The organism is Ruminococcus sporogenes (assembly GCF_054655175.1).
Genome location: NZ_BAAHOA010000004.1, coordinates 100825 through 125305, shown reverse-complemented (window position 1 = coordinate 125305; position 24481 = coordinate 100825). Strand labels below are relative to the sequence as shown.

Below are 24481 nucleotides of genomic sequence, written 5' to 3'. Positions count from 1 at the left end.
TATGGATGAAAAAAAGAATAACAAGGGGCTGAAAATAGCAGTCGCGGTCATGGCTGTTGTAATAGTAGCATTAGCCGGCGTCGTGACTGCGTTTCTTCTAAAGGGAGATAATAATGACAGGGAGACTTCGTCTGCCGTTACTGAGACCGAAGCTGAAACCGAGCCGACGTCTACTCAAGCGCCGACCGAAGCCCGGACAACCGAGGCTGTTACCACTGTTCATATCAGTCCGACGGAAACCGTCAGCTTTTCAATGGGCAGCGAAAAAAGCGATATAAATGAAATATTGGATTATGATAAGAATAAGACGTATAAGGCGGCTCTCAGCGATTTTGCAAAAGAAGGAGATAAGATAGACTCGTTCGTATTTGTATTTTACGCTGAGGACGGCTCGTCGAATATCAGCAGCTACAAGGGCGCGTGCGGAATATCCGTCGACGAGTCCTGCAAGGCGGCTACGGATAAGGGCTGGTATCAGTCTGACGATTTTGAAATTGATGTAAACAGCGCATATCTTGAGGTTACATGGGATGTTCCGGGAGAAATCAAGGATTATGTAAATGTAAGCGATAAGGGATTTATTGAAGTCGGATATTGGTGGGGCGGTCTTCAGAAGCTAAGGCTTTCAAGCATTATATGCAATTATACATCCTCGGCTCAGATACCTGTTGACGGTACAAAGACAATAGAGCCTGACAAGACGCTGAAATACGGAAGCGAAAAGGATAAAAAGGCCGTTATACCGCTTTCCGAGCTTATCGGCGAGGGAGACGTTCCGCAGTACTTTGAATTTAAAGTAAAGGCGGGAGGGGAGCTTCAGAAATATTCGGGAGCGTTCGGCATATCGGTTGACGATTCCTGTCCGGACAAAACTGACAAAAACTGGTATCAGAGTGGTAACGCCGCTGTTATGACGAATTCGGACAGCGCGACGCTTTATTGGCTTGTTCCTGATGAAATCAAGGATTATATCAACGCCGACGGCGACGTAATGCTGGGCTATTGGTGGAGCAAGCAGGACTCCGTAACGCTTGAATCCGTAACAGTCAAATACAGCAGCGGCGCGCCTGCCTCCGCGGCAAACGCCGACGCGGACATACCGAAAAACGATGAAAAAAACAAGATAACATCGGACGGTTTAAGCTCGGCTGAGATAGTAAAGGATATGAAAATCGGCTGGAACCTCGGAAATACCCTCGATTGCTATGATATAACGTGGGAAGTTGACGATTTTGAAACTGCATGGGGAAATCCTAAGACTACTAAGAAGATGATAGATACGGTAAAGGCGGCGGGCTTTAACGCCGTAAGAATCCCCGTGACCTGGAACGAGCACATGGACGGCGATAAAATAGAAGAATCGTGGCTGAACCGCGTAAATGAAGTAGTTGATTATGCCATTGACAATGATATGTACGTTATAATAAATGTTCATCACGACGATTACACATGGCTTAAGCCCAGCAGGGCAGATAAGGCTAAAAGCGAATCGAGACTAATCAGTATCTGGGAGCAGCTTTCGGAGCGTTTTAAGGATTACGACTATCATCTTCTGTTTGAGGGAATGAACGAGCCGAGAATAATAGGCGGCGAAAACGAATGGACCTGCGGAACGGCAGAGGAGCGAGATGTAATAAACGAACTGTTTGCTTCTTTCGTTGAAACTGTACGTAATTCCGGCGGAAATAATGCTGTCCGTTCATTGATTATAACCGCTCATGCGGCTGCTATGGACGAAACCGGTATTAAAGATGTGAAAATACCCGACGACGATAGGATTATAGTTTCGATACATTATTATTCTCCGTGGGACTTTGCAGGCGGCGATAATTCAAGATCGGAGTGGGGAAGCGACGCCGACAAAAAAGAGCTTGACAAGGGTTTTGAGCTTGTTAAGAAATATTTTATTGATAAGGGAGTTCCGGTAATAATAGGAGAATGCGGAGCTACAAATAAAGGAAACGACAGCGTCAGAGCAGATTACATGTCGTATTATATCGGCTCCGCTAAAAAAAGAGGAATCACCTGCTTTATCTGGGACAACGGAGCTAAGGAGGAGTTCGGACTGCTTGACAGAAGCAGTAATACATGGTATTTTAAAAATATCGTTGAAGCCGCTGTTAAGGCGGCGGGATAACGTAGCTTACTTGCCGTCCGCGGTTTACCGCGGACGGTTTGCGCCGTATTTTACGGGGAAATAATTGTTTTTAGTCAGCAGCGCTTTGAAAGGATGAAAAAAATTGATAACTGATCTTACAAAGGGAAAGCCGTCAAGGGTATTGTTTATGTTTACGCTGCCTCTTTTGGGGAGCGTTGTATTCCAGCAGCTTTATAATATTTCCGACAGTATTATTGCCGGGAGATTTGCAGGTGAAGACGCTCTAGCGGCTATCGGGGTATCGTATCCTGTTACTATGATTTTTATGGCTATCGCAATGGGCTGCAATATAGGAAGCTCTGTTATAATATCTCAGCTTTTCGGCAGCAGAAGAATGTCGGAAATGAAAACGGCGGTAAACACTTCGTTTGTTATGTCCGCGGCTATAAGCTTATGTATTCTGCTATTCGGCGTGATATTCTGCAATCCTATATTAAAGCTGCTTAATACTCCGGAGAATATTTTCGACGACGGAGGAGTATATCTCAATATTTTCACCTACGGTCTTCCGTTTCTTTTCTTTTATAATATATCTTCGGGCGTTTTCACTGCTCTTGGCGACGCTAAAACACCTATGTATCTGCTTATAGGTTCCTCTCTGGGAAATATCGGTCTTGATCTGCTTTTTGTAGCCGTTTTCGGCTGGGGAGTCGCCGGAGCAGCTTGGGCTACCTTTATAGCGCAGGGAGCGGCGTCGGTAGTATCGGTAATTATTCTTTTTACAAGACTCAATAAGCTTCAGTATGAGATCAGACCGAAAATATTTGACGTCGGTCTGTTCCGCAGAATAGGCGCGGTTACGATACCAAGCGTTTTGCAGCAGAGCTTTGTGTCTGTCGGAAACCTCTTTATACAAGGAATAATAAACGGCTACGGCTCTTCTGTAATAGCGGGGTATTCGGCCGCCATAAAGCTGAATACCTTTGCTATAATGTCCTTTGCCGCCGCCGGAAACGCGGTATCCAGCTATACGGCTCAGAATATGGGCGCCGGAAAAACGGAGAGAATCAAGCAGGGATATTCAGCTGGAGTCTTGATTTCGCTCGCAGTCGCACTGCCGTTTGTACTTATATATTTTATTTTCTGCCGGCATGCGCTTATGCTGTTTATGGAAAATGACCAGAGCGTAACCGCTTTAAAGACGGGAATGGAGTTTTTAAAAATAGTTTCTCCGTTTTATTTGGCGGTTGCCGTTAAAATAATGACTGACGGACTTCTCCGCGGAGCCGGAAGCATGAGAGCTTTCATGGTGTCGACGTTTGCAGACCTTATTTTAAGAGTTATACTTTCATATATTCTTTCAGCACGTTTTGACACGCTCGGAGTTTGGCTTTCTTGGCCGATAGGGTGGATAATTGCTACGGCAATAGCCTTTTTCTTTTACAAAAAGGGAGTATGGAAAAGAGGTTTGGTATAATTATATGCTTTTTTGTGACATGTTATAATTTTTTTGTGTAAAATTCTCCAGTATTAACAATTGAAATATAGTTTGTGCGGAAGTATAATAATAGTATTGAAGTCCGAATATTTTTTGAGGGGTATATTATTATGAAGTTAAAAAAGATTGTTACCTGTATGCTGGCTGCCGCAATTGCTGCCGGCGGAGTAATGTCCGGTATGGGAAATTACTCTTATCTCAGAACCGGTATCGTTTCAGCGGAAGTTTCGGTACCGGCGCAGTCGGTTGTTCTCAAGGAATCCGCTTATATCACATGGACGCCCGTCAGCGGAGCCGACGGCTATAATGTATATTGCAAGCCCGAAGGCGGAAGCTATGTTCAGCTTGATTCCATGCTTATAAGGCAGTATGGCGGCTATTTCAGAGCGGACGCAGTTGGACTCAAGGCCGGCAAATATGTTTTGAAGGTTGTTCCTACCTCGGGAGGAGAGGAAAATTCATCAGGCTCTATTGAATCGGCGCCTATAACAGTAGGAAGCTATGACAGAACCGGTTTTGCATGGACGGACGGCACCTCCTCCGGAGCATATAATGAAGACGGAACCCTCAAGGATAATGCCGTTGTTCTTTATCTTACCGAAGAAACAAAGGATACGGTAACAATGGATGTGGTAACAAGCAGCAGCGGCTCTACCACAAACGGTACGGGAATACAGAATATACTTAACCTTTATAAAAAGGGTTATGAAACAAGACCGCTTGATATAAGGGTAATAGGAACTGTAACCGATCCTGCGGTAACTGATAAGGGAGATATAACCATTGACGGCGGCGGAAAGCTGAAATGCGGAATAACTGTAGAGGGAATCGGCGACGACGCGGTTATTTCAGGCTTTGGTCTGAGAGTAAAGAATATGTCAAACCTTGAGATAAGAAATATCGGCGTTATGCTGGTTGACAGCAGCGAGGGCGACAATATTACTTTGCAGCAGGGGAACGACCACGTTTGGGTGCATAACTGCGATCTGTTCTACGGTATGGCCGGCAGCGATGCTGATCAGGCCAAAGGCGACGGTGCGCTTGACTGCAAGAAATCCACGTATATCACATTTTCTTATAACCATTTCTGGGACAGCGGAAAGTGCAACCTGCTGGGACTTAGCGAGGATACGACGGACGGTCTTTATATAACATACCATCATAATTGGTATGATCATTCGGATTCGAGGCATCCAAGAGTAAGATTCTATTCAGCTCATGTCTATAACAATTACTATGACGGCAATTCAAAATACGGAATAGGCTCTACGCTGGGCTCGTCCGTTTTTGCCGAGAGCAATTATTTCAGAAACTGTAAATATCCGATGCTGACCTCCATGCAGGGCTCAGATGTTGCAGACGGGGCTGAAGGAACGTTTTCAAGCGAAGACGGAGGAACTATAAAGGCTTACGGAAATTACATGGAGGGACAGAAAAGATTTGTTTCATATCAGGAGGATTCGGTCGAGTTTGACGCTTACGTAGCCTCCTCAAGGAATGAAAAGCTTTCGTCCTCTGTAACCTCCAAGCAGGGATCCAATACATATAACAATTTTGACACGGGAAGCGCTATGTATAGCTATACTGCGGATTCCGCCGAAGATGTTCCCGCTGTTGTAACGGCCGAAGCGGGCAGACTTGGCGGAGGAGACTTTGATTTTACCTTTACTGCGGACGATGATTCAAGCTATGCGGTAAATACGGAGCTTATGGCCAAGCTTAAGGCGTATGAGCCGTCTGTGATTGCAATAGGAAGCGGATTCGAGGACGGAGGAGAAGTTGAGCCTACAGAGCCTTCTGAAGAAACGACGGAAGCTCCGGTTACGACTGTATCCTCCGATACGTCGAAGCCTTCGACGACCGTTACGACAAAAATAACGCAGCCTGATATTTCAGCGGACGCGGTTTACTGTTCACCGGACGCGTCGTCTTCAGGAAAGGGAACCAAGGAAGATCCGATCGACGTGTTGAGCGCAATAAAAATGGTTCAGCCGGGAGGCGTAATTTATCTGCTCGGCGGAGTTTATAGCTTTGACAGCACTATATTGATTGAAGATACAAATAACGGAGCTGACGGAAAATACAAAACGATTATGGCTTATCCGGGCGATGAGGTTGTGTGGGATTTCTCGGCCATGGAGGTGAGCGATTCAAATCGGGGAGTTGTTCTTGACGGCGATTACTGGTATTTCAAGGGCTTTGAAATAACCAAGGCCGGAGATAACGGAATGCTTCTTGCCGGAAACGATAACCTTATTGAACTGATGGAATTTAACGATAATCAGGATACGGGATTGCAGCTTTCACGCTATAAAACAAGCAATGCGGATATCGGTTCATGGCCTTCTGATAATTTAATTTTAAATTGCACTGCTAAAAACAACTGTGATAACGAAACAATGGAAAATGCGGACGGATTTGCCGCAAAGCTTACATGTGGAGAAGGGAACGTATTTGACGGCTGTATGTCATACAACAACAGCGACGACGGCTGGGATTTGTATGCTAAGTCTGAAACGGGGCCTATAGGCGTTGTAACGATAAGAAACTGCATAGCCTTTAGAAATGGTTATACGGAATTCGGCGAAGGCTTCGGAGACTGCGACGGCAACGGCTTTAAGCTTGGAGGCGGCGGTATAGGATCGGCTCATATTGTTGAAAACTGCCTTGCCTTTGAAAATCTTAACTGCGGATTTACAGACAATAACAATCCTAAGCTCGGCAGCATTTCAAAATGCACGGCTTATAATAACGGCATAGGCGGAAACGGAAAGCCCAACTTCTCCTGTTACCGCTGCACTGACGACGGATGTGATTTTTCAGCCGTTCTCACATATGTAAACGCCGATAATTTTAACGCGGCGCTGGCTCCGGGAATCAGCTCGGCAAAAATAGCAAACGATAAGTTTGTCGGAACTATGGAAAATTCCGCTTATTATAACGGCGGCAAATATTATAACGTTACTGACAAGCAGACTATAAATAACGGAGATAAGATCGGAAATATAGTTACAATAACGGACGACGACTTTATCAGTCTTGAGGTTGCGCCGTATGTGAGCGCTTCCGAGGGATCCGGCGCAGGCTGGTTTGATTTTCATAAGGAATGGAGAAATGCGGACGGAATCTTGAATACAGGCGGTTTCCTTGAAACGAAGGATTCCAGTGAATACAAGGATATAGGAATCGACTTCCAAAGCATAGAGCTTCCCATTGATCCTATAGATCCTCCTGTTACAACAGAACCGATCCCCGTTACAACCTCGTCTACAACGACGGCAGTTACTACTGAAGACGTCCCAGATAGTACGACTGAGGTTACTACGGAGGTAATTCCCGACGGCACAAAATACGGAGATGTTAATACTGACGGAAGTGTAAATATAGCCGATGTTGTCGCTTTAAATATGTATATTCTTAATAACGAAGTCAACGCGATTTCGTCGGAGGGGAAAGCTAATGCAGATTGTGCAAGAGATAACAAAATTGATGCCTCCGATAGTCTGACTCTTATGAATTATGTGGCAATGGTTATTTCAGCCGATAAGCTCGGACAGACGCTTGAATAATACGACCGGTTTAGTCTATACACAGTAATAAACCGAATAAAATGCACGAGGAAATTTAATTTCTCGTGCATTTTTAGTTTTTTATGAGGCTATTTTTATACTGTAATAAAACTGTAGTCTGGGTATAAGCTCCTTCCATTCGCCATTTATATTTATGTTTTCTGAAGATATGCATTTTTGTATTCCTAAGACGTCGGCTTTCATTCCCGTAACGGTTTTGGATATGGTCTTTGAGCACAGACCGGAAATTTTTGCGGCGGCTGCCTCTGAGGCTTCCTCGTGGCTTATCCCTTCTTCAACGCTTCCGCCGCTGATTTTTATTTCGGTGGTTATTTTTATATTCTTTCCGTCAAACTCAGCCTTTAGCTTGGGACTGCTTTTTCTTATTTGAAAGCTTATAGTCCTTCCGCCTACTTCTACGGGCAGATAAATGTCCCTCAAGGAACCGGTTAGCCAGCACAGGCCCTGCGATTCCTCCTCGGACAGTATTCCCACAATAGAATCCGAATCAATAACGGCCATTGTTAGCTTGTTGTAGCTTAGCGCAGGAACGGCGGCCATAGCGTCGTCTTCTAAAAGATCGTTTAAAACGCCGCTTATGTTTTTGTTTTTTATTTTACCCTTTCGGCATCCGCTTTCAATTAGGTCGGTAAGCTCGGTTTCCTCATAGCTTTCAATGGCGCCTGAAGCATTTTCCGGTATCATAAGCAGGGAGCAGGATGGTGAAATTCGGTTGTTCTGCATCATAACGGTCAGCATCTCCCTTATATTTCCGGGACTCAGAGCCAGAAGCTCCAGATGACCTGTAAACAGCGTTTTTCCCTGGCTGGTTTCAGCGTTTTCAATAGCTGTAAATATTGTCTCGCCGTTTCCGGAAAGTACGTCTTTTTCACCGTAAAGCCGGACTGAAACGGTTTTATTTTCCTTTCCGTCGCAGCCTATGCTTCTTACAAATCCTTTATCTCTTACTTCTGTTTTATGACTGCACCCGCAAAGGAGCAGAGTCAGAGCCGCCGCCGTCAGCAGTTCTTTTTTCATTGCAAACCCTCCTTATGAGCATAATTACCGGAATAATAATCGACAGTATTATAATCAGTATTCCCAGCGCCGGAAAAATATCGACTCCCGTTGAATTGAGCAGAGCCGATAATCCGAGCATCAGGATCACAGATAACAGCGTATTGTATTTAAGCTCCGGGAATATTTCTTTAATTAGTATCGACGAGAGAACAAGCTGAAGCGTGACGTTCAAAACGCACAGAAGCGTAAACACTATCATATAAAGGGAGTCCGACCTCTGAATACTGAACGGCTGAGAAAACGCGCCCGCTGTAAAAAACGGAAAATCCGTAAGGTCTATTATTCTGCCGAGAACTGTTATTTCTATAATGTATATAAGCTCGGTTACAATAAACGCGCCTATAAAAAATGCCGTAACGCCTCTGTGACTATTGGATTTAGTGAACTCAAGCAGTATAAACAGCATCACAAGCTCTCCTGAGGAACAAAAATTATTTATTGTGCTGTTCATGACCGTTTTCAGTTCTGTGTCCGGAATGTAATTGGCAAGCTCGGCCTTAGGATATGCTCCGAATATTAATACCGCCATTGAAAAGACCAAAATTCCGAATATTATTACAGACGACTTGGAAAGAGAAGATAGCTTCATTGACGCGCAGTAAAGACATACGGCGGCAAGTATAACGGCGCAGGCGAGGCTGCTGTCTACCGGAAAATAAACGCTTTTGCTTACGCCCCACAGTCTGTTGAAGGAAACGGCTCCCCATACGATAAAGAAAAGAGCATAAAGGCATTTGCCGAATTTTCCGAAGAGCATTTCTTTTTTCAGGCTGAATCCCTCTCTTCTGTAAAGAGTCATCATCGGTATCGCCAACAGAAACTGCGCTATTATCGAGATGGCCGCTCCCGCCATCTGAGAGGCGTCGGCCGTTACTCCTGAGCATATCAGGCTAAATGTTTTTACTCCGAACATCAGAGCGAAAAGCTGGCTGTTTGATATATTATTCATGAAGCTCCTCCACTGTGAAGTTGTTGTTCTGCATTTTCCGGAAGCCTTGTCTTACAGCAATATCTCCCATTGTTTTAGGCTTGAAGGGCGATATCGGCGCAGTGTACGGGAATCCGAAATCCCCTGTGGCGCACATATTGAACAATACCGCGGATCCGAACAGACTGATTCCGAAAATCCCCCATATTCCTCCGCAGATTATAAATACTATACGAAGGATTGTAATTGCCGGCGCAAGATCGGGTATTACAAAGCCGCTTATAACGGAAAGCGCCGCTACCGTCAGAAGCGGAGTACTTATAAGACCGGAGGTCACCGCCGCATCGCCTATAATCAGACCTCCTACGATACTTACCGCTCCTCCTACTGCCTTAGGAAGCCGCAGACCGGCTTCTTTGATTATTTCGTATATTATTAGTACGCCTACCGTTTCCGTTATTATAGAAAACGGAGCGTTTTGTTCAGATTCGGCAAGAATCAGCAGGAGAGTGCTGTTTAAAAGCTCAGGGTGGTGCATGGCTATCGCCACATAAAGAGCCGGAAGCAGTATGGCAATAAGAAAAGCCGCATATTTCAGCCATCTTGTGAATGTGGCGTAATAAGGCTTGAAGTTGTAGTCGTCAACAGTCTGAAAATCGTCGCTCCATAATTTAGGAATAATAAGAGCAAACGGATTGCCGTCCACCAATATTGCAACTCGTCCCTCTATAAGCTTTGAGCATAAAACGTCAGGTCGTTCAGTTCTGCCGACAGAATTGAAAAACCGTTTTTTGTCCGGCTCTATAAACGGCTGTATATAGCCTGTGGACAAAATCGATTCAAGATCCGTTTTTTCAATTGACGTCATTATTTTTTCTATAAGCTTTTTCGGAACTCTGTCGGACATGTAGCAGATGCACATATCAGTCTGGCTTTTATCTCCCATTACAAACAGCTTCTGAACAAGAACCGGCGATTTCATTCGCCGCCTTATAAGGGACATGTTCGAGCGTATAACCTCTACAAAGCCATCGTGAGATCCGGTTATATTGTTTTCGCCGGACGGCTCGTCCACGCCTCTTTTGTCGTAGCCCTGGACTCCGAAGGCGAGAACGCTGTCCTGTCCGTCTGCGGCAAGCATTGCAAATCCGGAATTTAAAAGACGGAAAAAATCTTCGTAGTTATATGCTACGGGACGGTCGACAGACAGCAGCATTCGGTTTTCTATTTTATTAAACAGCGCCGCAGGACTCGGATTATCAAGCTTTAGGTTCATAAGCGGGTGCAATATCAGCTCTGTCATTGTCGAGGTGGAAACCATGCCCTCGCAGCATATGAGGGCGGTCCTTATTCCGCAGATTTCTATTTCATTTATAAGCAGGTCTGAGCTTCCGCCGGAAATTTCCTTGATTTTTTTCAGGTGAGAGGACAAATCCGGCAATATGCTTTGATACCTCAATTCTGTTGCTTTCATAACTATCTCCATTCTGCCGCGACGGAAGATTACGGCTGTTTATATTACTATGATTGGCAGAAAATGTGCATAAAATTCACATCGATAAAATAATTTAAATATAAAATTGCAAAAAAAATAAAATAATTCAAACACCTCATTTATAAAAACTAAACAAAAGTTATTTAATGTATAATAAAAAGCTTTACACAAAAAGTCTTTTAGTGTATAATTAGACAAAAGTTAATTTGTATTTGTTTAAGTTTTCTCTTGACTTTTGATTAAGTATCGTCTATAATAGAGTTGGTATCAGCTTGGAATAATTATGGTATTTTCGGGGCGGATTGTGAAGAATTATTGTATATAATGTTTAAAGCGCGATAAAATGAAGATTTATTCATTATATTCAACAATTCCAGGTGATTTATTTTATAAAACCATACAAAAAGCTTGAATACCTATTGACTTTAATGTGCATTTAACTTATAATTGTAATGTGAATAGATTATAAACGTTTAATTGCTCACATGGTCGAATATAATGAAGGGAATGTACAGCGAAAGAATTCCCTTGTTATAGATAAAATATTATGCTTAATCAGAAAAGGAGGAAAACGCAAATGAGGACCAAAAAAGTAATTGCGGGACTTTTGGCAGCCGCAACGTTGGCGTCTGTTTCGGTTTCTGCAATTGTATCGGCTGAAGACGGCTTCGGCGTCGGTATCAGCAATACAACCGCTGAAGCAGGCGGAAGCTTTACATTAACGTTAGATATGTCCAATATCCCCGATACCGGACTCAACGGATGTGATTTTGGAATTTCATATGATTCATCATTGGTTACTGTTGAAAGTGTAGAGCTTGGCGCATTGGCAAAAGACGTGTCGGGTGTGGAAACAGATCTGCCGTCGCCTTTTGAATGCAATATCGACACTGATATTATCAGCATAATGTATGCATTGGGTACAGTAAATCCTGATTATTATCTTACGGGCTCCGGTACATTTCTAAGTATTACAGGTACTGTTAAGGAAACCGCGGCCGCCGGCGACAAGGCGGACTTCAAGATAGTTCCTATTGACAGAGCTGTAAAGCCGGGAGATTCTGCAACTAATGCAAGCATTATATTCGGTTATATGTCGTCGGATGAAGCGATAACAGTATATGATCCGGTATTTACCGACGGCTATGTGGAAGTTACAGGAGATGTTCAGTCTTCAACAGAGGAGGGCTCTACGGAGGATATTCCGGTAGGAACCAAATACGGCGATGTTAATGTGGACGGCTATGTAAATATCGCCGACGTAGTAGCGCTTAATATGTACATATTGGATAATGAAAGCAATGCGCTTACTGCCGAAGGCAAGGCTAACGCCGATTGTCTGAGAGATATGAAGATTGACGCTCAGGACAGTCTGGTGCTTATGAATTTTGTGGCAATGGTTGTTACAGAGGATAATCTCGGAGCAGCTCAGTAATTTGCAAATATAAATAAGTTTTTAAGCCTAACGGTTTAAAATAACGGGGGATCCGTAAATAAAAAAACAGCGGTCTGCGGGAGAAAGCAGACAGAAAGGAAAAATAGTGATGAAGAAGAGTAGAATTCTTTCGGCTCTGACATCTGTGGCTATGGTTGGTACCATGATTGCAAGCGCGTTGCCGTTTACAGCGTCAGCCTTTGATAGGTTAGTAGTCAAAGAGTCAGTAAGCCAGTTCAGCTTAGTGCCTGAAAAATCATCTTTCACTATGGATGAGGTTAAGGCCGGAAACGCTAAAACGACTGTTGCTATGTTAGTAGATAATTTTGGTGACGATGAGTTAGTTACATATCTTAAATCAGGATTTGCTGCAAGCGACAGCGGAATTACTTTATCTAATTTAAAGTTTACAGAAGTGAACGGTCTTACAAACGTAAATGGTACTGGAGGAAAGTTCAGCAGAGACTTTGACGCTTCCGGTATATCGGGAACAAATTTCTTTATTCAGAATGGTCCTGATAAATGGTTTGTAAAGAATGACAACGACGCGTCAGTTGTTACATTCGACGTTACTTTTGACAGCTCAATGGCTGAAGGCGAATATACGATTGATTTTGACAATCAGTTTGAGTTATTGTCGGGTAACTCTACGGCAGCCGGCTTAGATAAGGATGATCCTAATTACGGACTTGTAAACGTTGATTATTCAGCTTCTGTAACTAAGATTCCGGCTACAATTACTCTCGGAAGCTCCTCTCCTTCAACCGAGGGAACGACAGAGCCTTCTGAAGCAACGACGGAAAGTGAAGATAATCGTGTATATGTTGGCGACGCTAATCTCTGGGCAGATAAGGTAGAAGCTGCTCCGGGTGAAGAAGTAGTAGTTAATATGTATATAGATACGCAGGGAAAAGAAATCAGAGGACTTGAAGCAAGAGCAATGTTTGACAGAACAATGCTTGAAGTAACAAAGATGGTTCAGGATTGGGGTCTTGATAAGAGCGCGACAATTACTCTAGAGGAAGCGTTGTACGTAGTATCTTCAGCAGAAGAGAAAATCCCGAACGATCCGACTCTCCCGATTGCAAAGATGACCTTTAAGGTATCGGAAGACGCAAAGCCGGGCGAAGTTTATGAGATAGATATTCACGGTTCAAACGGCGCTCCGAAGCCGGTAGTACTTGTTACAGGCGGCGGCGAAGGCTACACATATCTCACACCTATAGTAGAAAAAGGATCTATTACAATCAAGGGCGAAACAGAGCCTGAAACAACAGAGCCTTCTGAAGCAACAACGGCAAGTGACAGTCGTGAATATGTTGGCGACGCTAATCTCTGGGCAGACAAGGTAGAGGCTGCTCCTGGAGAAGAAGTAGTAGTTAACATGTACATTGATACAAACGGCTTTGAAATCAGAGGACTTGAAGCAAGAGCAATGTTTGACAGAACAATGCTTGAAGTAACAAAGATGGTTCAGGACTGGGGTCTTGATAAGAGCGCGACAATTACTCTAGAGGAAGCGTTGTACGTAGTATCTTCAGCAGAAGAGAAAATCCCGAACGATCCGACTCTCCCGATTGCAAAGATGACCTTTAAGGTATCGGAAGACGCAAAGCCGGGCGAAGTTTATGAGATAGATATTCACGGTTCAAACGGCGCTCCGAAGCCGGTAGTACTTGTTACAGGCGGCGGCGAAGGCTACACATATCTCACACCTATAGTAGAAAAAGGTTCTATCACAATCAAGGGCGAAACAGAGCCTGAAACAACAGAGCCTGTTACAACAACAGAAGCTCCTGAAACAACTGTAACTACAACATCAACAAAGGCTCCTGAAACAACTGTAACTACAACATCAACAAAGGCTCCTGAAACAGGCGATGATACTGTAAAGACGATTATTGTAACAGTACCTGTGACGGTTCCTGTAACAGTACCAGTAACAGTTCCTGTGACAGTGCCAGTAACGGTAACTGTTCCAGTAGTTGAAACTGTAGTTGTGACTGAAACAGTAATAGTTCCGTCCGAGACAGTTATTGTGACAGTTCCGGTAACGGTGACTGTTCCAGTAGTTGAAACTGTAGTTGTGACAGAAACGGTAGTAGTTCCGTCTCAGACAGTTATTGTAACGGTGCCAGTGACGGTAACAGTTCCGGTAGTTGAAACGGTAATTGTAACAGAAACGGTAATAGTAACCGAAACAGTTATTATAACTGAAGCTCCAGATACTTCTACAACTGTAACAACGGGTACGGGAGAAAATGACATAGAAATTGTCACAAATTACGATGTTGACAAAGACAGCGATCAGTGGTATCATAATGATAACGTCGAATTCTTTAAGAATGGTATCGTTGTTATGCTTGGTGATGAAGACGTAACTGAAGACGCAGTAATTAAATTTGCTGATACGCCTGCCGATGTTTACGACGGTGAGAACTTTGATTATACAGTTGAATTTACTGTTGAATATAACGGTACAACCAAGACTGCATCAATCCCTGTTAAGATCGGACCTCGTGGCGACGCTAATATGAGCGGCGGCGAATTGGCTGACCTTTACGATGCAATCACAGTTGCTACGTTTATTCTCCCAACAAAGCCTATTGATATTCCTAAGGGTTCATTCCAGGAATTCCTCGGCGATAACAATGAGGACGGCGTTGTAGATCTGTATGATGCAATCAATGTTGCTAAGCTTATTCTTCCTACGGTAAACGGAGATTGGACTAAGGTTAGTAACGATTATCAGAACTGGATTAAAACCTGATAATCAGTAATCATTAATTAAGTTTTGTTTTCGCATAAGCCGGAATTCCGGCTTATGCTTAACAAATATAGAAAAGAAAGGAAAATATTAAAAATGAAGAAGAATGTATTTTCAAGAGCAATTGCAGTATTGGCTTCTATGACAGTACTTGGCGCAGCATCAATGATGTCTGCAAGTGCGGCAGGTGAAGGCGTTAAGGTTGCTGATGTAACAGTTCCTTACGGTACAACAGAAGCTACAGTAGGTCTTTCACTTATCGGCGATATTGACTCTCAGGGCGCTGTTCTTACAGTAACATATCCTGAGGAACTTACACTTGTTGAAACTCTTACAGGCGCACTGGTTACAGATGAATCTGTTGCTGGTTCAGTTTCAGCTACATATGTAGCTCCAAATGGCCTTAAGACAGATTTCTCATCAATTACATTTGGTATTCCTGCAGATGCAGAAGCTGGTACAGTATATGACATCGGTATCACTATCACAAGCCTTGATAACGGCGGTGCATATGTTGAATCTCCAGTAGCTGAGGCTGGTTCTATCACAATTGAAGCAGAGCCGACAGAAGAACCTACAGAAGAGCCGACAGAAGAGCCAACAGAAGAACCTACAGAGGCTCCTGCAGTAACAACAGCAGCACCTGCTACAACAGTAGCTCCTAAGAAGACAGGTTCACCTAAGACAGGTTCAGCTGGCGTAGCAGTAGCAGTAGCTGGTCTTGTAACAGCTGGTGCAACAGCAGTTGTTCTTAAGAAAAAACACTAATTTAAGTTAGTCGTTAATTTTTCATAAAATTGTCCCCTTGTTTCAAGGGGACTTTTTTTATTTCCCAACAAAAAAACCATCGTAACTAAACGATGGTTTAAAGTATTTGATCAGTCATTACCGGATTCTGAAAAGCCGACTCCTCCCCAGCCGTCAATATTGCTTCTTCGCATAGCTCCGAATATTCTGTCTGAAAAGCCGCTGTTCTCCTTATCCATTTGCCGGATAAAATTCTTTGTTTTCTCACGGTTTGTATGCCCGTCGGCAGGGCATTTTGATTTTACAACATTTAATTCATTCTTTAAGGCTGCCTTGCATATTTCTTTTTCCGGAGCAAAAACAAGCGGACGGATTAATGTTATGTCTTTACGTGAAAGGTAGCTTTTCGGAGAAAAGCAACCGATTCTGCCTTCGTTAAATAAATTCATTATAAAGGTTTCTATTGCGTCATTATAGTGATGTCCAAGGGCAATTTTATTGCAGCCATATTGTTTAGCTGCGTCATGCAGCGCGCCTCTTCTCATTCTTGCGCACAGACTGCATGGATTTTCCTCCTTGCGTATATCGAAAACTATTTCGCCGATATGAGTTTGAATAATATGGTATTCTATGTCAAGGCCGGAGCAAAGTCCTGCAACTGAACTGAAATCTCCAGGGGTACCTTTAAATTGTGGATCAAGCGTAATTCCTACAAGCCTATAATCAATACCTATAAATCTCCTGAGTAACGCAAGACCGTTTAATAAAACAAGACTGTCTTTTCCGCCAGATATACCTACCGCTATGGAATCGCCGTCTGAAATAAGATCAAATTCTTGAATGGCTTTTCTCATATATCCTAAAATTTTTTGCATAAATTCCTCCTTATCAGTTAGTATATATTATACAATATTTTGCAGTATTTTTCAATTATACTTGAAAAAAATGTCGCTTTATTATATACTATACTTAAGATTTACTAAAAAGGGGGATTAAATGGAAAGTGTTGATGAAGCGCTGAAAAAAATTGATTCCGGCGGCTATGATAATATATTGTCAGATCTTTATGGATGTGAAAAGTTAAGTTATCAAAGGCAGCGTATAGTCAGCGCGTTAAATTTATTTGAGCGTTATTTTGGAACTGAAAGAAAAATCAGTTTATTTTCGGCGCCAGGAAGAATGGAAATTTCAGGAAATCATACGGATCATCAATGGGGCAACGTTCTTTCAGCAAGTGTTGATTTGGACACTATTGGTATTGTATCTCCCAATAATGACGGGGTTATAAGAGTTAAATCAAACGGCTTTCCTATAGACGAAATAGCTGTTTCACTTAAAATAAAGGGGGATCCGCGGGAATACTCGCCGCTTGGAGACTTTGTAATAGCTGATTTAGATCCGTATCCTAATGAAATACATAAATCTATAGCGCTAATCAGAGGGATCGCCGCTAAGCTTTATCTGATGGGAAAAGAGCTCGGCGGTTTTGATTGCTATACCACGTCAAACATTATACACGGCGCCGGACTTTCCTCTTCTGCGGCGTTTGAGGTTTTAATAGGCTGTATAATGAATTATCTATTTATGGATAATTCGGTATCTCCGGAGGAAATAGCTCAAATAGGACAATTTGCTGAAAATTATTATTATAAAAAGCCCTGCGGACTTATGGATCAGCTCACTTCGGCTGTCGGCGGGATAATCTGGATAGATTTTTACGATAGCGATACTCCTTTTGTGAAAAAAGTGAATTATGACTTTTCAAAATCCGGATATACTATATGTATGCTGGACAGCGGCGGAACTGATAATGATAATGTCAGAGAATATGAAACGATTACCCGTGAAATGAAGTCAGTGGCGAATTTTTTCGGCAAAACTGCGTTATCAAGGCTTGATGAGGACGAATTTTTAGCTTATATAGGAGATGCCAGAAAAAAATGCGGGGACAGGGCGGTTTTAAGAGCATGGCACTTTTTCAATGAAGACAAAAGAGCAATAAGGTGTGCCGAGCTTCTGAATAAAAATGATTTTCAGAAATTTTTAAGAGAGGTAGATAATTCTGGAAAATCGTCTTTTATGTATCTTCAGAATGTTTTTGATCCGTCTGACGTCAATTATCAGCCGTTGTCAGTCGTACTCGCTCATTGCGGGAGAATACTTGACGGAGAGGGTGCGTTCAGAGTGCACGGCGGAGGATTCGGAGGTACGGTTCAGGCCTATGTACCTGATGATATGGTAGGATATTTTAAACGGGAAAGTGAAAAGCTGCTGGGAGACGGCAGATGTCATATATTAAAAATAAGACGGCACGGCTGTGCTGAAATAGGAGGAAGCTATGAGTAAAGTTTTGGTTACCGGAGGTACAGGCTTTATAGGAAGTCATACCTGTGTTGAGCTGCTTGAAAACGGATATGACATAATAATAATGGATAATCTCAGTAATTCCAAAAGAGAAAGCGTGGAGCGCATAGAAAAGGTTTCCGGAAAGACGGTAAAATTTTATGAAACCGATATGCTTGATCTTGATAAAACTGATGAAATCTTTGAAAAGAATGAGATTGCCGCAGTGATTCATTTTGCAGGTCTGAAGGCTGTCGGGGAATCGGTTGAAAAACCGCTGGAGTATTATCATAATAATATTTCCGGCACTATAAACCTGCTTAGAGTTATGAAAAGATATAACTGCAAAACAATGGTCTTTTCATCGTCGGCAACCGTATACGGAGTAAATAATAAAGCGCCGTATACAGAGGATATGCCTACCTCCGCTACCAACCCTTACGGTTATACCAAGGTTATGATAGAACAGATTTTAAAAGACATTACATTATCGGACAAATCGTGGAATGTCGTTTCCCTAAGGTACTTTAATCCTATCGGCGCGCATAAGAGCGGTCTTATCGGAGAAAACCCGAACGGTATACCAAATAATCTTGTTCCGTATATAGCGCAGGTAGCTTTGGGAAAGTTGGAAAAGCTTAAGGTATTCGGCAATGATTATGACACTCCGGACGGTACCGGCGTCAGGGATTACATTCATGTAGTGGATCTTGCTAAGGGTCATATTTCAGCTTTGAAATACGCTGAAGAGAACAGCGGCTTTATCCCCGTTAATCTCGGTACCGGAAAAGGCTCTAGTGTACTCGATGTAGTAGCCGCTTATGAAAGAGCGTGCGGTAAAAGTATTCCCGTTGAGATAACGCAGAGGCGTTCAGGTGATATTGCAGTTTCATATGCAGATACATCGCTTGCTAAAAAGCTTTTTAACTGGGAGGCTAAAATGACCGTTGACGATATGTGCAGGGATAGCTGGAATTTTACCCTTAATAATCCTGACGGTCTTTAATATATCTAATTCAACAAAATGATATGCGCCGGAAACTTAGCGAATTTTCGGCGGCGAAAGGAGTTGAAAATAATTGAAGAAGCATATTAAAATTGACGGTATGAGCTGCGAGCATTGTGCAAATGCGGTAAAGTCCGCGTTGGAAGAAATCGGTGCGAAAAATATTTCAGTGAATCTGGCTGACGGCTATGCGGAAGCTGAGATCAGCGCTTCGGACGTCGAAATAAAGAATATAATTTCAGAAGAGGGATTTACCGCAGAAACTATTACAGTTATTGAGTAGACTGTTATTTTTATAATATCGTCTTTTCAATAGCAGAAATTATCGGGTATAACCTATAAGCCGTTTAAACGGCTTTAAATTGCGGCGGAGATACTGTTAGAATGTATCTCCGTCGGTTTTTGATAAATTGCTGCGTTAAGGCTGTTTTGCTTCTTATACGATACTATAATTTGTTATTGAAGAAAGGTAAGGCAGACGGTATGAAAAACATATTAAAAGAGGACCTTATATATGAAATTCTGTCAGTGGTTGCGGAAATTCCCTTAGGAAAAGTAGCTACATATGGTCAGATCGCAAGACTTATCGGCAGGGAAAAATACTCGCGGCTTGTGGGAAGAGCGTTGAGTATGGCTGATTATTACGGCAGGTATCCATGCCATCGCGTGGTTAATCATGCAGGAAGACTTGTTCCAGGATGGAGCGAGCAGGGGGATCTGCTTCGAAGCGAGGGCATACCAATGAAGAACGACAATCATGTTGATTTAAAGCTTTGCATGTGGGAGTGTTAAAACGCTAAAAGAATATTGGAAGAATTTAAGGAAAAGCCGAAAATGCATATAACTGAAACAGCGTTACTAAGCGCTTTTTCATAAGTTAAAATTGAGGTCTAAGGAATAAGGTATGATTTACACAACACATTATTCTTCGCCGATCGGAAAGCTTTTACTTGCTGAAAAGGACGATGCTTTGGTTGGTCTTTGGATAGAAGGGCAGAAATATTATCTCGGAACCGTTCGTGAGGAAATAAAGGAAGTCGGCGATTCAGCCGTTTTAGCTCAGGCAAGGCGATGGCTTGACAGGTATTTTGCTGGCGAAAGACCGTCGGTAATGGAATTGAATACCGCGCCGGATGGCAGTCCGTTCCGTAAAGCGGTCTGGCAGATTCTTTGCGAGATTCCCTATGGCAGGACTATTACTTATGGCGAAATAGCTAAAAAGCTCGTTCAAAATAACGGATTTTCAAAAATGTCCGCACAAGCTGTTGGAGGAGCGGTAGGGCGCAATCCTGTTTCTATTATAATACCATGTCATCGTGTAGTCGGTTCAACCGGCAGCCTGACCGGCTATGCCGGCGGCGTGGAAATAAAACAAAAGCTGCTTGCATTAGAGGGTGCGGATATGACGGGTTTGTTTATACCTAAGAAGGGTACGGCATTATAATAAACGCTTGTATAATTACCGCTTTCACACAGAAAGCTTTACGTTCTTATAATTTCGATTTAAGGCTGAAAAAATGCGCAGGATCAGTTATCTGACCGTTCTGCGCATTTATTTTTATTTTAAATTTTACAGATTTTCATTATAGTTATCTTTTGATTCTTAAAACTTCGCCGACAAAAATAAGATTGACATTAGTTATTCTGTTTTCCCTTGCTATTTCTTCAACTGTTGTATCGAATCTTCTTGCAATATCATAGAGGGTATCGCCTGCCTTTACCCTGTAATAGATAAAGTTCTCGTCAGGACGGTTTTCATTTTCATCGTCAGTTATATAAACGGTATCAGTAAATCTATCCCTGTCCACCGCATCGTCTACTCCGCATACTCTTCCGTCGTCAGTAAACTGGAAACCGCTCCAGCCGTTGGTGAAAACTCGAGTTATATCAGGCTCGTATGCGCCGTAATCCGCCGCCCATAAAGGATATTCGGCAAAATTTTCGTCCCAGATGCTGTCGGCCGCAAAGGCGTCCGTATATATCATCGGTTTTGTATAAATAAGTTCGTGAAGTCTTTCCATAAAGGCAGTTCCGATTTCATTTATCTCTCTTCGCGAAAGACCTGAAAATTCTTCAAAGTCCATTGCAGGGCGGCAGCTATAGTCCTTATTCCTGATCAGATCCGCAAAGCGTTCGGCCTGTCGGCGGGCTTCTTCGGCGTTTCGTGCTGTAACGTAAAAATAATAACCGAATTTTATTCCCGCTTCTTTTGCCTTTCGACTGTTATTTTCAAATTCTGAATCAGTATAATCTCCGGCAGCCGCTCTTATATAAACGGTTTTAATGTCGCAGTTCTTAAGCTCGTCAAAATTAACGTCGCCCTGATATTCGCTTATATCAATGCCGTCGTGTACTCGTTCAGAGTCCGGACGCAGAGCGTATACGGAAAAGCTTCCGGTAAATAGCATAAGAAACGCGGAAGCGGCTGCTAATAATTTCTTTTTCAGCATATTTTCCTCCATTTGCCGCAAAACAATTTGCTTAATTTTTAGCACAGTAAAAAGTGTATTGCGGCGATTAGACGTTATATTAGTATATAGGATTAACTAAACTGATAGTTATCCAATATTATGATATGGCTTTATAAAGTAATGTGTGATTTAAGCGTTTATACAATTTACATATTTTATTGAAATTATTACATGAATTTTAAAAATGATTATAGTATTTACCTATAATTATTGACACAAACAAAAATATTGGTTATAATTTGAATATAATAAAAAATGAGGTAAAGTGAATGGGGATTTTTGAGTTTTCAAGACCTGAAAATTATAGCATAATAAGCGAGGAATGGCAGATTTTTGAAAGCGTTTTTCCGGATACGGGAGCGTTTAAATATATATCCGAAAAGAGAACGGCTTATCTGGACGATAATACTTACCGGATATTAAGGCTGGAAAAATCTAAACCGGACGGCTCTATGTCTGAAAAGGATTTTTTTGATCTTCTCCGCTCTATTACCGTTGAACCTGTTTATAACAAAAGGCATGTTTATAATTATCGCAAGGGATCGGAATGCTTTTGGGTGAAGCTTTGTATGATTGAAAAGGACGGCAGATGGCTGGGCTTTATAAAGGATATGACCGCAACGATGCAGGAAATATATTTTTCGGAATCCTTCAGCATACTTGACACCGTTACAAAGCTTAATAATAGGGAAGCGTTTCTTGAGGAGCTAAGGATACTTTCAGAAACAAGAAACATTAAATCGGGCTGTCTGGCTACCTTTCATATAAACGGCATTAATCAGTTAAACAATATTTTAGGATTGGATAACAGCAAAAAGTGTATTCTATGCGCTGCGCGTACGATTTATCATTTTAAATCTGACGATATTATAATCGGTTCTACTCCTTATCACGAATTTCTTGTTTTTTTCAAGAATAAAACTGAAAAGGAATCGCTGGAGATTATGAGGCAAATAGGCGAGGCGGTTCACGAAATGACGGTAACAGATGATTTCGGAGAAGCGCTTATACCGGGCAGCGACGCTCATTTAACGCTTAACTGCGGCTATGGCGTCTATCCTGACGATTCGGAGGATTTTAATATTCTTGTAAATTATTCCGGTTTCGCGCTTTTTGAGATACATGAAAACACCACCGGTATGATAAAGAAATTTGAACGCCATACATATGAAAAGGAAAAGGAATATTATACTGACGCTCAGATATTCTGTAAGATAATAGACGATAATTTGTTTGAATATCACATGCAGCCTATAGTAGACGCTAAGACCGGAGTCGTATTCGGCTACGAGGCTCTTATGAGAACAACCGGAAATAAATATCTGAATCCGGTTCAGATGCTGGAAATCGCAAGGAAACAGAAGCGACTTTATGATATTGAAAAGAAAACATTCTTCAATGTGATGAAAATATTAAGAGATAACATTGAAATGTTTAAGGATAAGAAACTATTTATAAACAGTATACCTGACCATCTTCTTAATGACGAGGATTTTGGGGAGCTATACAGGCTATATGGAGATCTCATCGGCAAGACTGTTATAGAAATAACGGAGCAGGCTGATATTTCAGAGGAATTTCTCGAAAAGCTTAATAAAAGGAAGAATTTGTCAGGCTTTCAGCTTGCCTTTGACGATTACGGAACAGGCTTTTCCAATACTGCAAATCTAATAAGATGCGAACCGGAATTTATAAAAATAGACCGTTCGCTTATCATGAATATTGATACTGATCCTAAAAAACGGCAACTGGTAGGTTCTGTAGTTAATTTTGCCGAAAATAACGGAATCATGACCTTAGCGGAGGGCATCGAAACGTCCGCAGAGCTTTCAACCGTTATAAATCTCGGCGTTAATTTAATACAGGGTTATTACACCTCCCGTCCTAAGCCGTTTATACTTTATGAAATTTCAAGGGAGGTCAGGGACGAGATTTTGCATGTAAATTCATTCAGAAACAATTTGTCTCAGCCTTTATGCATTTCGGAGGATCTTGGCGTTCTTGAACTGGAAAGTGTCGATTCCAATGTTTATAATGAGATACTTGTGAGAAGAAGCAACGTTAAGGTATGCGGAATTTCCGGTAATGTGTTTGATACCGGTATATTTATCGACAGCGGAATAGATTGCGTTATGACTATCAAGGACGTTTTCATCAGCAGAAAACACGGCAAGCCCGGAATTTCGCTGGGCGAGAATACTAATCTTACTCTCATCGCAGAGGGTGAAAATACATTTAACTGTGTGGGTATATATGTTCCCGCATCGTCTTCGCTTACAATTATCGGTGATGGAAGTGTAAGCATAAATGCCGACGAGGACGCTCCCTATGGGATCGGCGGAAGCGTGAACGATTCTTACGGGAATATATCCGTAGATATGTCGGGTACGCTTTCAATAACTGTAAACGGAATAAATACGGTAGCCGTCGGCGGCGGACGGAATGATTCGGGCAGCGTAATAAATCTGGTTTCAGGAAATATTAAAATACTTAATACGGGCAAGTCTTGCATATCCGTGGGCAACGCGGAAGGAAACGCGATTATAAATATCGGCGAGAAGTGCCGCTTGGAAATTGAAAATTCAAGTATAATAAACGTTTCAGTGGGCAGTTTAAAAGACTCTGCCGTTATAGCTTCTAAGGGAAACGTTAAAATAATAGGCTCCGGAAGCAGCGTTTTGGGAATAGGCGTGTTGGAAAGCGGAACGGGAAATATAGACATAACTGCCGGAGAGGTCGATATAAATTTCGGGGCAAAATATGCTTTTTGTATCGGAACGAACGGCGGAAATATGAAAACGAGGGCTGAAAAATCAAATATTATCCTAACCGCCGGAGGAGTCAACGCAATAGGAATAGGCGATTGCGAGGGTAGCGGCGCAGTTACACTCAATAATAATAATATAAGCATAAAATTAAACGGAGAAAATATAATAGACATCGGTTCTCCCCTTGGAACAGTTGAAAAATATGGAAATAATATTATTTCAAAAATCAATTATTAAAAATAACGCGCAGCTATTTTCGCTGTGCGTTATTTTTGT

General features: G+C 42.2%; 17 protein-coding genes. 12 read left to right on the top strand and 5 right to left on the bottom strand.

Annotation, left to right across the window (positions count from 1 at the left end):
* Position 1 precedes the first annotated feature (1 nt).
* The 3 genes from ACYQ0N_RS13515 (at position 2) to ACYQ0N_RS13505 (ending at position 7165) form a co-directional block, all read left to right on the top strand.
* Complete coding sequence (locus tag ACYQ0N_RS13515) at positions 2-2137, top strand: cellulase family glycosylhydrolase (RefSeq protein WP_460162996.1); 2136 nt, start codon at positions 2-4, stop codon at positions 2135-2137.
* A gap of 103 nt (positions 2138-2240) precedes the next feature.
* Positions 2241-3575: an MATE family efflux transporter gene (locus ACYQ0N_RS13510; protein ID WP_177532658.1), complete on the top strand. Its 1335-nt coding sequence runs from the start codon at positions 2241-2243 to the stop codon at positions 3573-3575.
* Positions 3576-3706: 131 nt separating this feature from the next.
* Positions 3707-7165 carry a pectate lyase family protein gene (locus tag ACYQ0N_RS13505; RefSeq protein WP_460162995.1) on the top strand — a complete coding sequence of 1153 codons (3459 nt, stop codon included), beginning with the start codon at positions 3707-3709 and terminating at the stop codon, positions 7163-7165.
* Positions 7166-7246: 81 nt separating this feature from the next.
* Here ACYQ0N_RS13505 and ACYQ0N_RS13500 read toward each other — a convergent pair whose 3' ends face one another.
* Genes ACYQ0N_RS13500 through ACYQ0N_RS13490 form a run of 3 tightly spaced genes read right to left on the bottom strand, consistent with a single transcriptional unit; the run spans position 7247 to position 10647 of the window.
* Positions 7247-8203 (bottom strand): Ger(x)C family spore germination C-terminal domain-containing protein, encoded by a 957-nt coding sequence (locus ACYQ0N_RS13500; protein WP_460162994.1) that lies wholly within the window; start codon positions 8201-8203, stop codon positions 7247-7249.
* Entirely contained in the window at positions 8142-9194 is a 1053-nt protein-coding gene (locus tag ACYQ0N_RS13495; protein WP_177532655.1) for a hypothetical protein, read from the bottom strand. Before ACYQ0N_RS13495 ends, ACYQ0N_RS13500 begins: the two co-directional genes overlap by 62 nt.
* Positions 9187-10647: a spore germination protein gene (locus ACYQ0N_RS13490; RefSeq protein WP_460162993.1), complete on the bottom strand. Its 1461-nt coding sequence runs from the start codon at positions 10645-10647 to the stop codon at positions 9187-9189. The genes ACYQ0N_RS13495 and ACYQ0N_RS13490 overlap by 8 nt, the downstream gene beginning before the upstream one ends.
* A 598-nt stretch (positions 10648-11245) precedes the next feature.
* Between ACYQ0N_RS13490 and ACYQ0N_RS13485 the strand changes: the two genes are divergently transcribed.
* The 3 genes from ACYQ0N_RS13485 to ACYQ0N_RS13475 all read left to right on the top strand — a co-directional run bounded on the left by ACYQ0N_RS13485 (position 11246) and on the right by ACYQ0N_RS13475 (position 15638).
* Complete coding sequence (locus ACYQ0N_RS13485) at positions 11246-12103, top strand: cohesin domain-containing protein (RefSeq protein ID WP_460162992.1); 858 nt, start codon at positions 11246-11248, stop codon at positions 12101-12103.
* Positions 12104-12212: 109 nt separating this feature from the next.
* Positions 12213-14873 carry a hypothetical protein gene (locus ACYQ0N_RS13480; protein ID WP_460162991.1) on the top strand — a complete coding sequence of 887 codons (2661 nt, stop codon included), beginning with the start codon at positions 12213-12215 and terminating at the stop codon, positions 14871-14873.
* 54 nt (positions 14874-14927) lie between these two features.
* Complete coding sequence (locus ACYQ0N_RS13475; RefSeq protein WP_460162990.1) at positions 14928-15638, top strand: NPXTG-anchored protein; 711 nt, start codon at positions 14928-14930, stop codon at positions 15636-15638.
* A gap of 110 nt (positions 15639-15748) precedes the next feature.
* Here ACYQ0N_RS13475 and ACYQ0N_RS13470 read toward each other — a convergent pair whose 3' ends face one another.
* Positions 15749-16492, bottom strand: a complete 744-nt coding sequence (locus ACYQ0N_RS13470) for a tRNA 2-thiocytidine biosynthesis TtcA family protein (protein WP_177532048.1) — start codon at positions 16490-16492, stop codon at positions 15749-15751.
* A 121-nt stretch (positions 16493-16613) separates the two neighbouring features.
* Between ACYQ0N_RS13470 and ACYQ0N_RS13465 the strand changes: the two genes are divergently transcribed.
* The 5 genes from ACYQ0N_RS13465 to ACYQ0N_RS13445 all read left to right on the top strand — a co-directional run bounded on the left by ACYQ0N_RS13465 (position 16614) and on the right by ACYQ0N_RS13445 (position 20410).
* A complete protein-coding gene (locus ACYQ0N_RS13465) occupies positions 16614-17963 on the top strand; it encodes a galactokinase (protein ID WP_460162989.1) in 1350 nt (449 codons plus the stop codon).
* Positions 17956-18966, top strand: a complete 1011-nt coding sequence (galE, locus tag ACYQ0N_RS13460; RefSeq protein WP_460162988.1) for a UDP-glucose 4-epimerase GalE — start codon at positions 17956-17958, stop codon at positions 18964-18966. The genes ACYQ0N_RS13465 and galE overlap by 8 nt, the downstream gene beginning before the upstream one ends.
* Before the next feature lie 73 nt (positions 18967-19039).
* Positions 19040-19249 carry a heavy-metal-associated domain-containing protein gene (locus ACYQ0N_RS13455; RefSeq protein WP_177532045.1) on the top strand — a complete coding sequence of 70 codons (210 nt, stop codon included), beginning with the start codon at positions 19040-19042 and terminating at the stop codon, positions 19247-19249.
* Between the two features lie 200 nt (positions 19250-19449).
* A complete protein-coding gene (locus tag ACYQ0N_RS13450) occupies positions 19450-19758 on the top strand; it encodes an MGMT family protein (RefSeq protein WP_460162987.1) in 309 nt (102 codons plus the stop codon).
* A gap of 112 nt (positions 19759-19870) precedes the next feature.
* A complete protein-coding gene (locus tag ACYQ0N_RS13445; RefSeq protein ID WP_460162986.1) occupies positions 19871-20410 on the top strand; it encodes a methylated-DNA--[protein]-cysteine S-methyltransferase in 540 nt (179 codons plus the stop codon).
* Between the two features lie 145 nt (positions 20411-20555).
* Here ACYQ0N_RS13445 and ACYQ0N_RS13440 read toward each other — a convergent pair whose 3' ends face one another.
* Entirely contained in the window at positions 20556-21416 is an 861-nt protein-coding gene (locus ACYQ0N_RS13440; protein ID WP_460162985.1) for a GH25 family lysozyme, read from the bottom strand.
* Between the two features lie 290 nt (positions 21417-21706).
* On the opposite strand from ACYQ0N_RS13440, the gene ACYQ0N_RS13435 reads away from it, so the two are divergent.
* Positions 21707-24442, top strand: coding sequence for an EAL domain-containing protein (locus tag ACYQ0N_RS13435; RefSeq protein WP_460162984.1), 2736 nt, complete (start codon positions 21707-21709; stop codon positions 24440-24442).
* Positions 24443-24481: the final 39 nt, after the last annotated feature.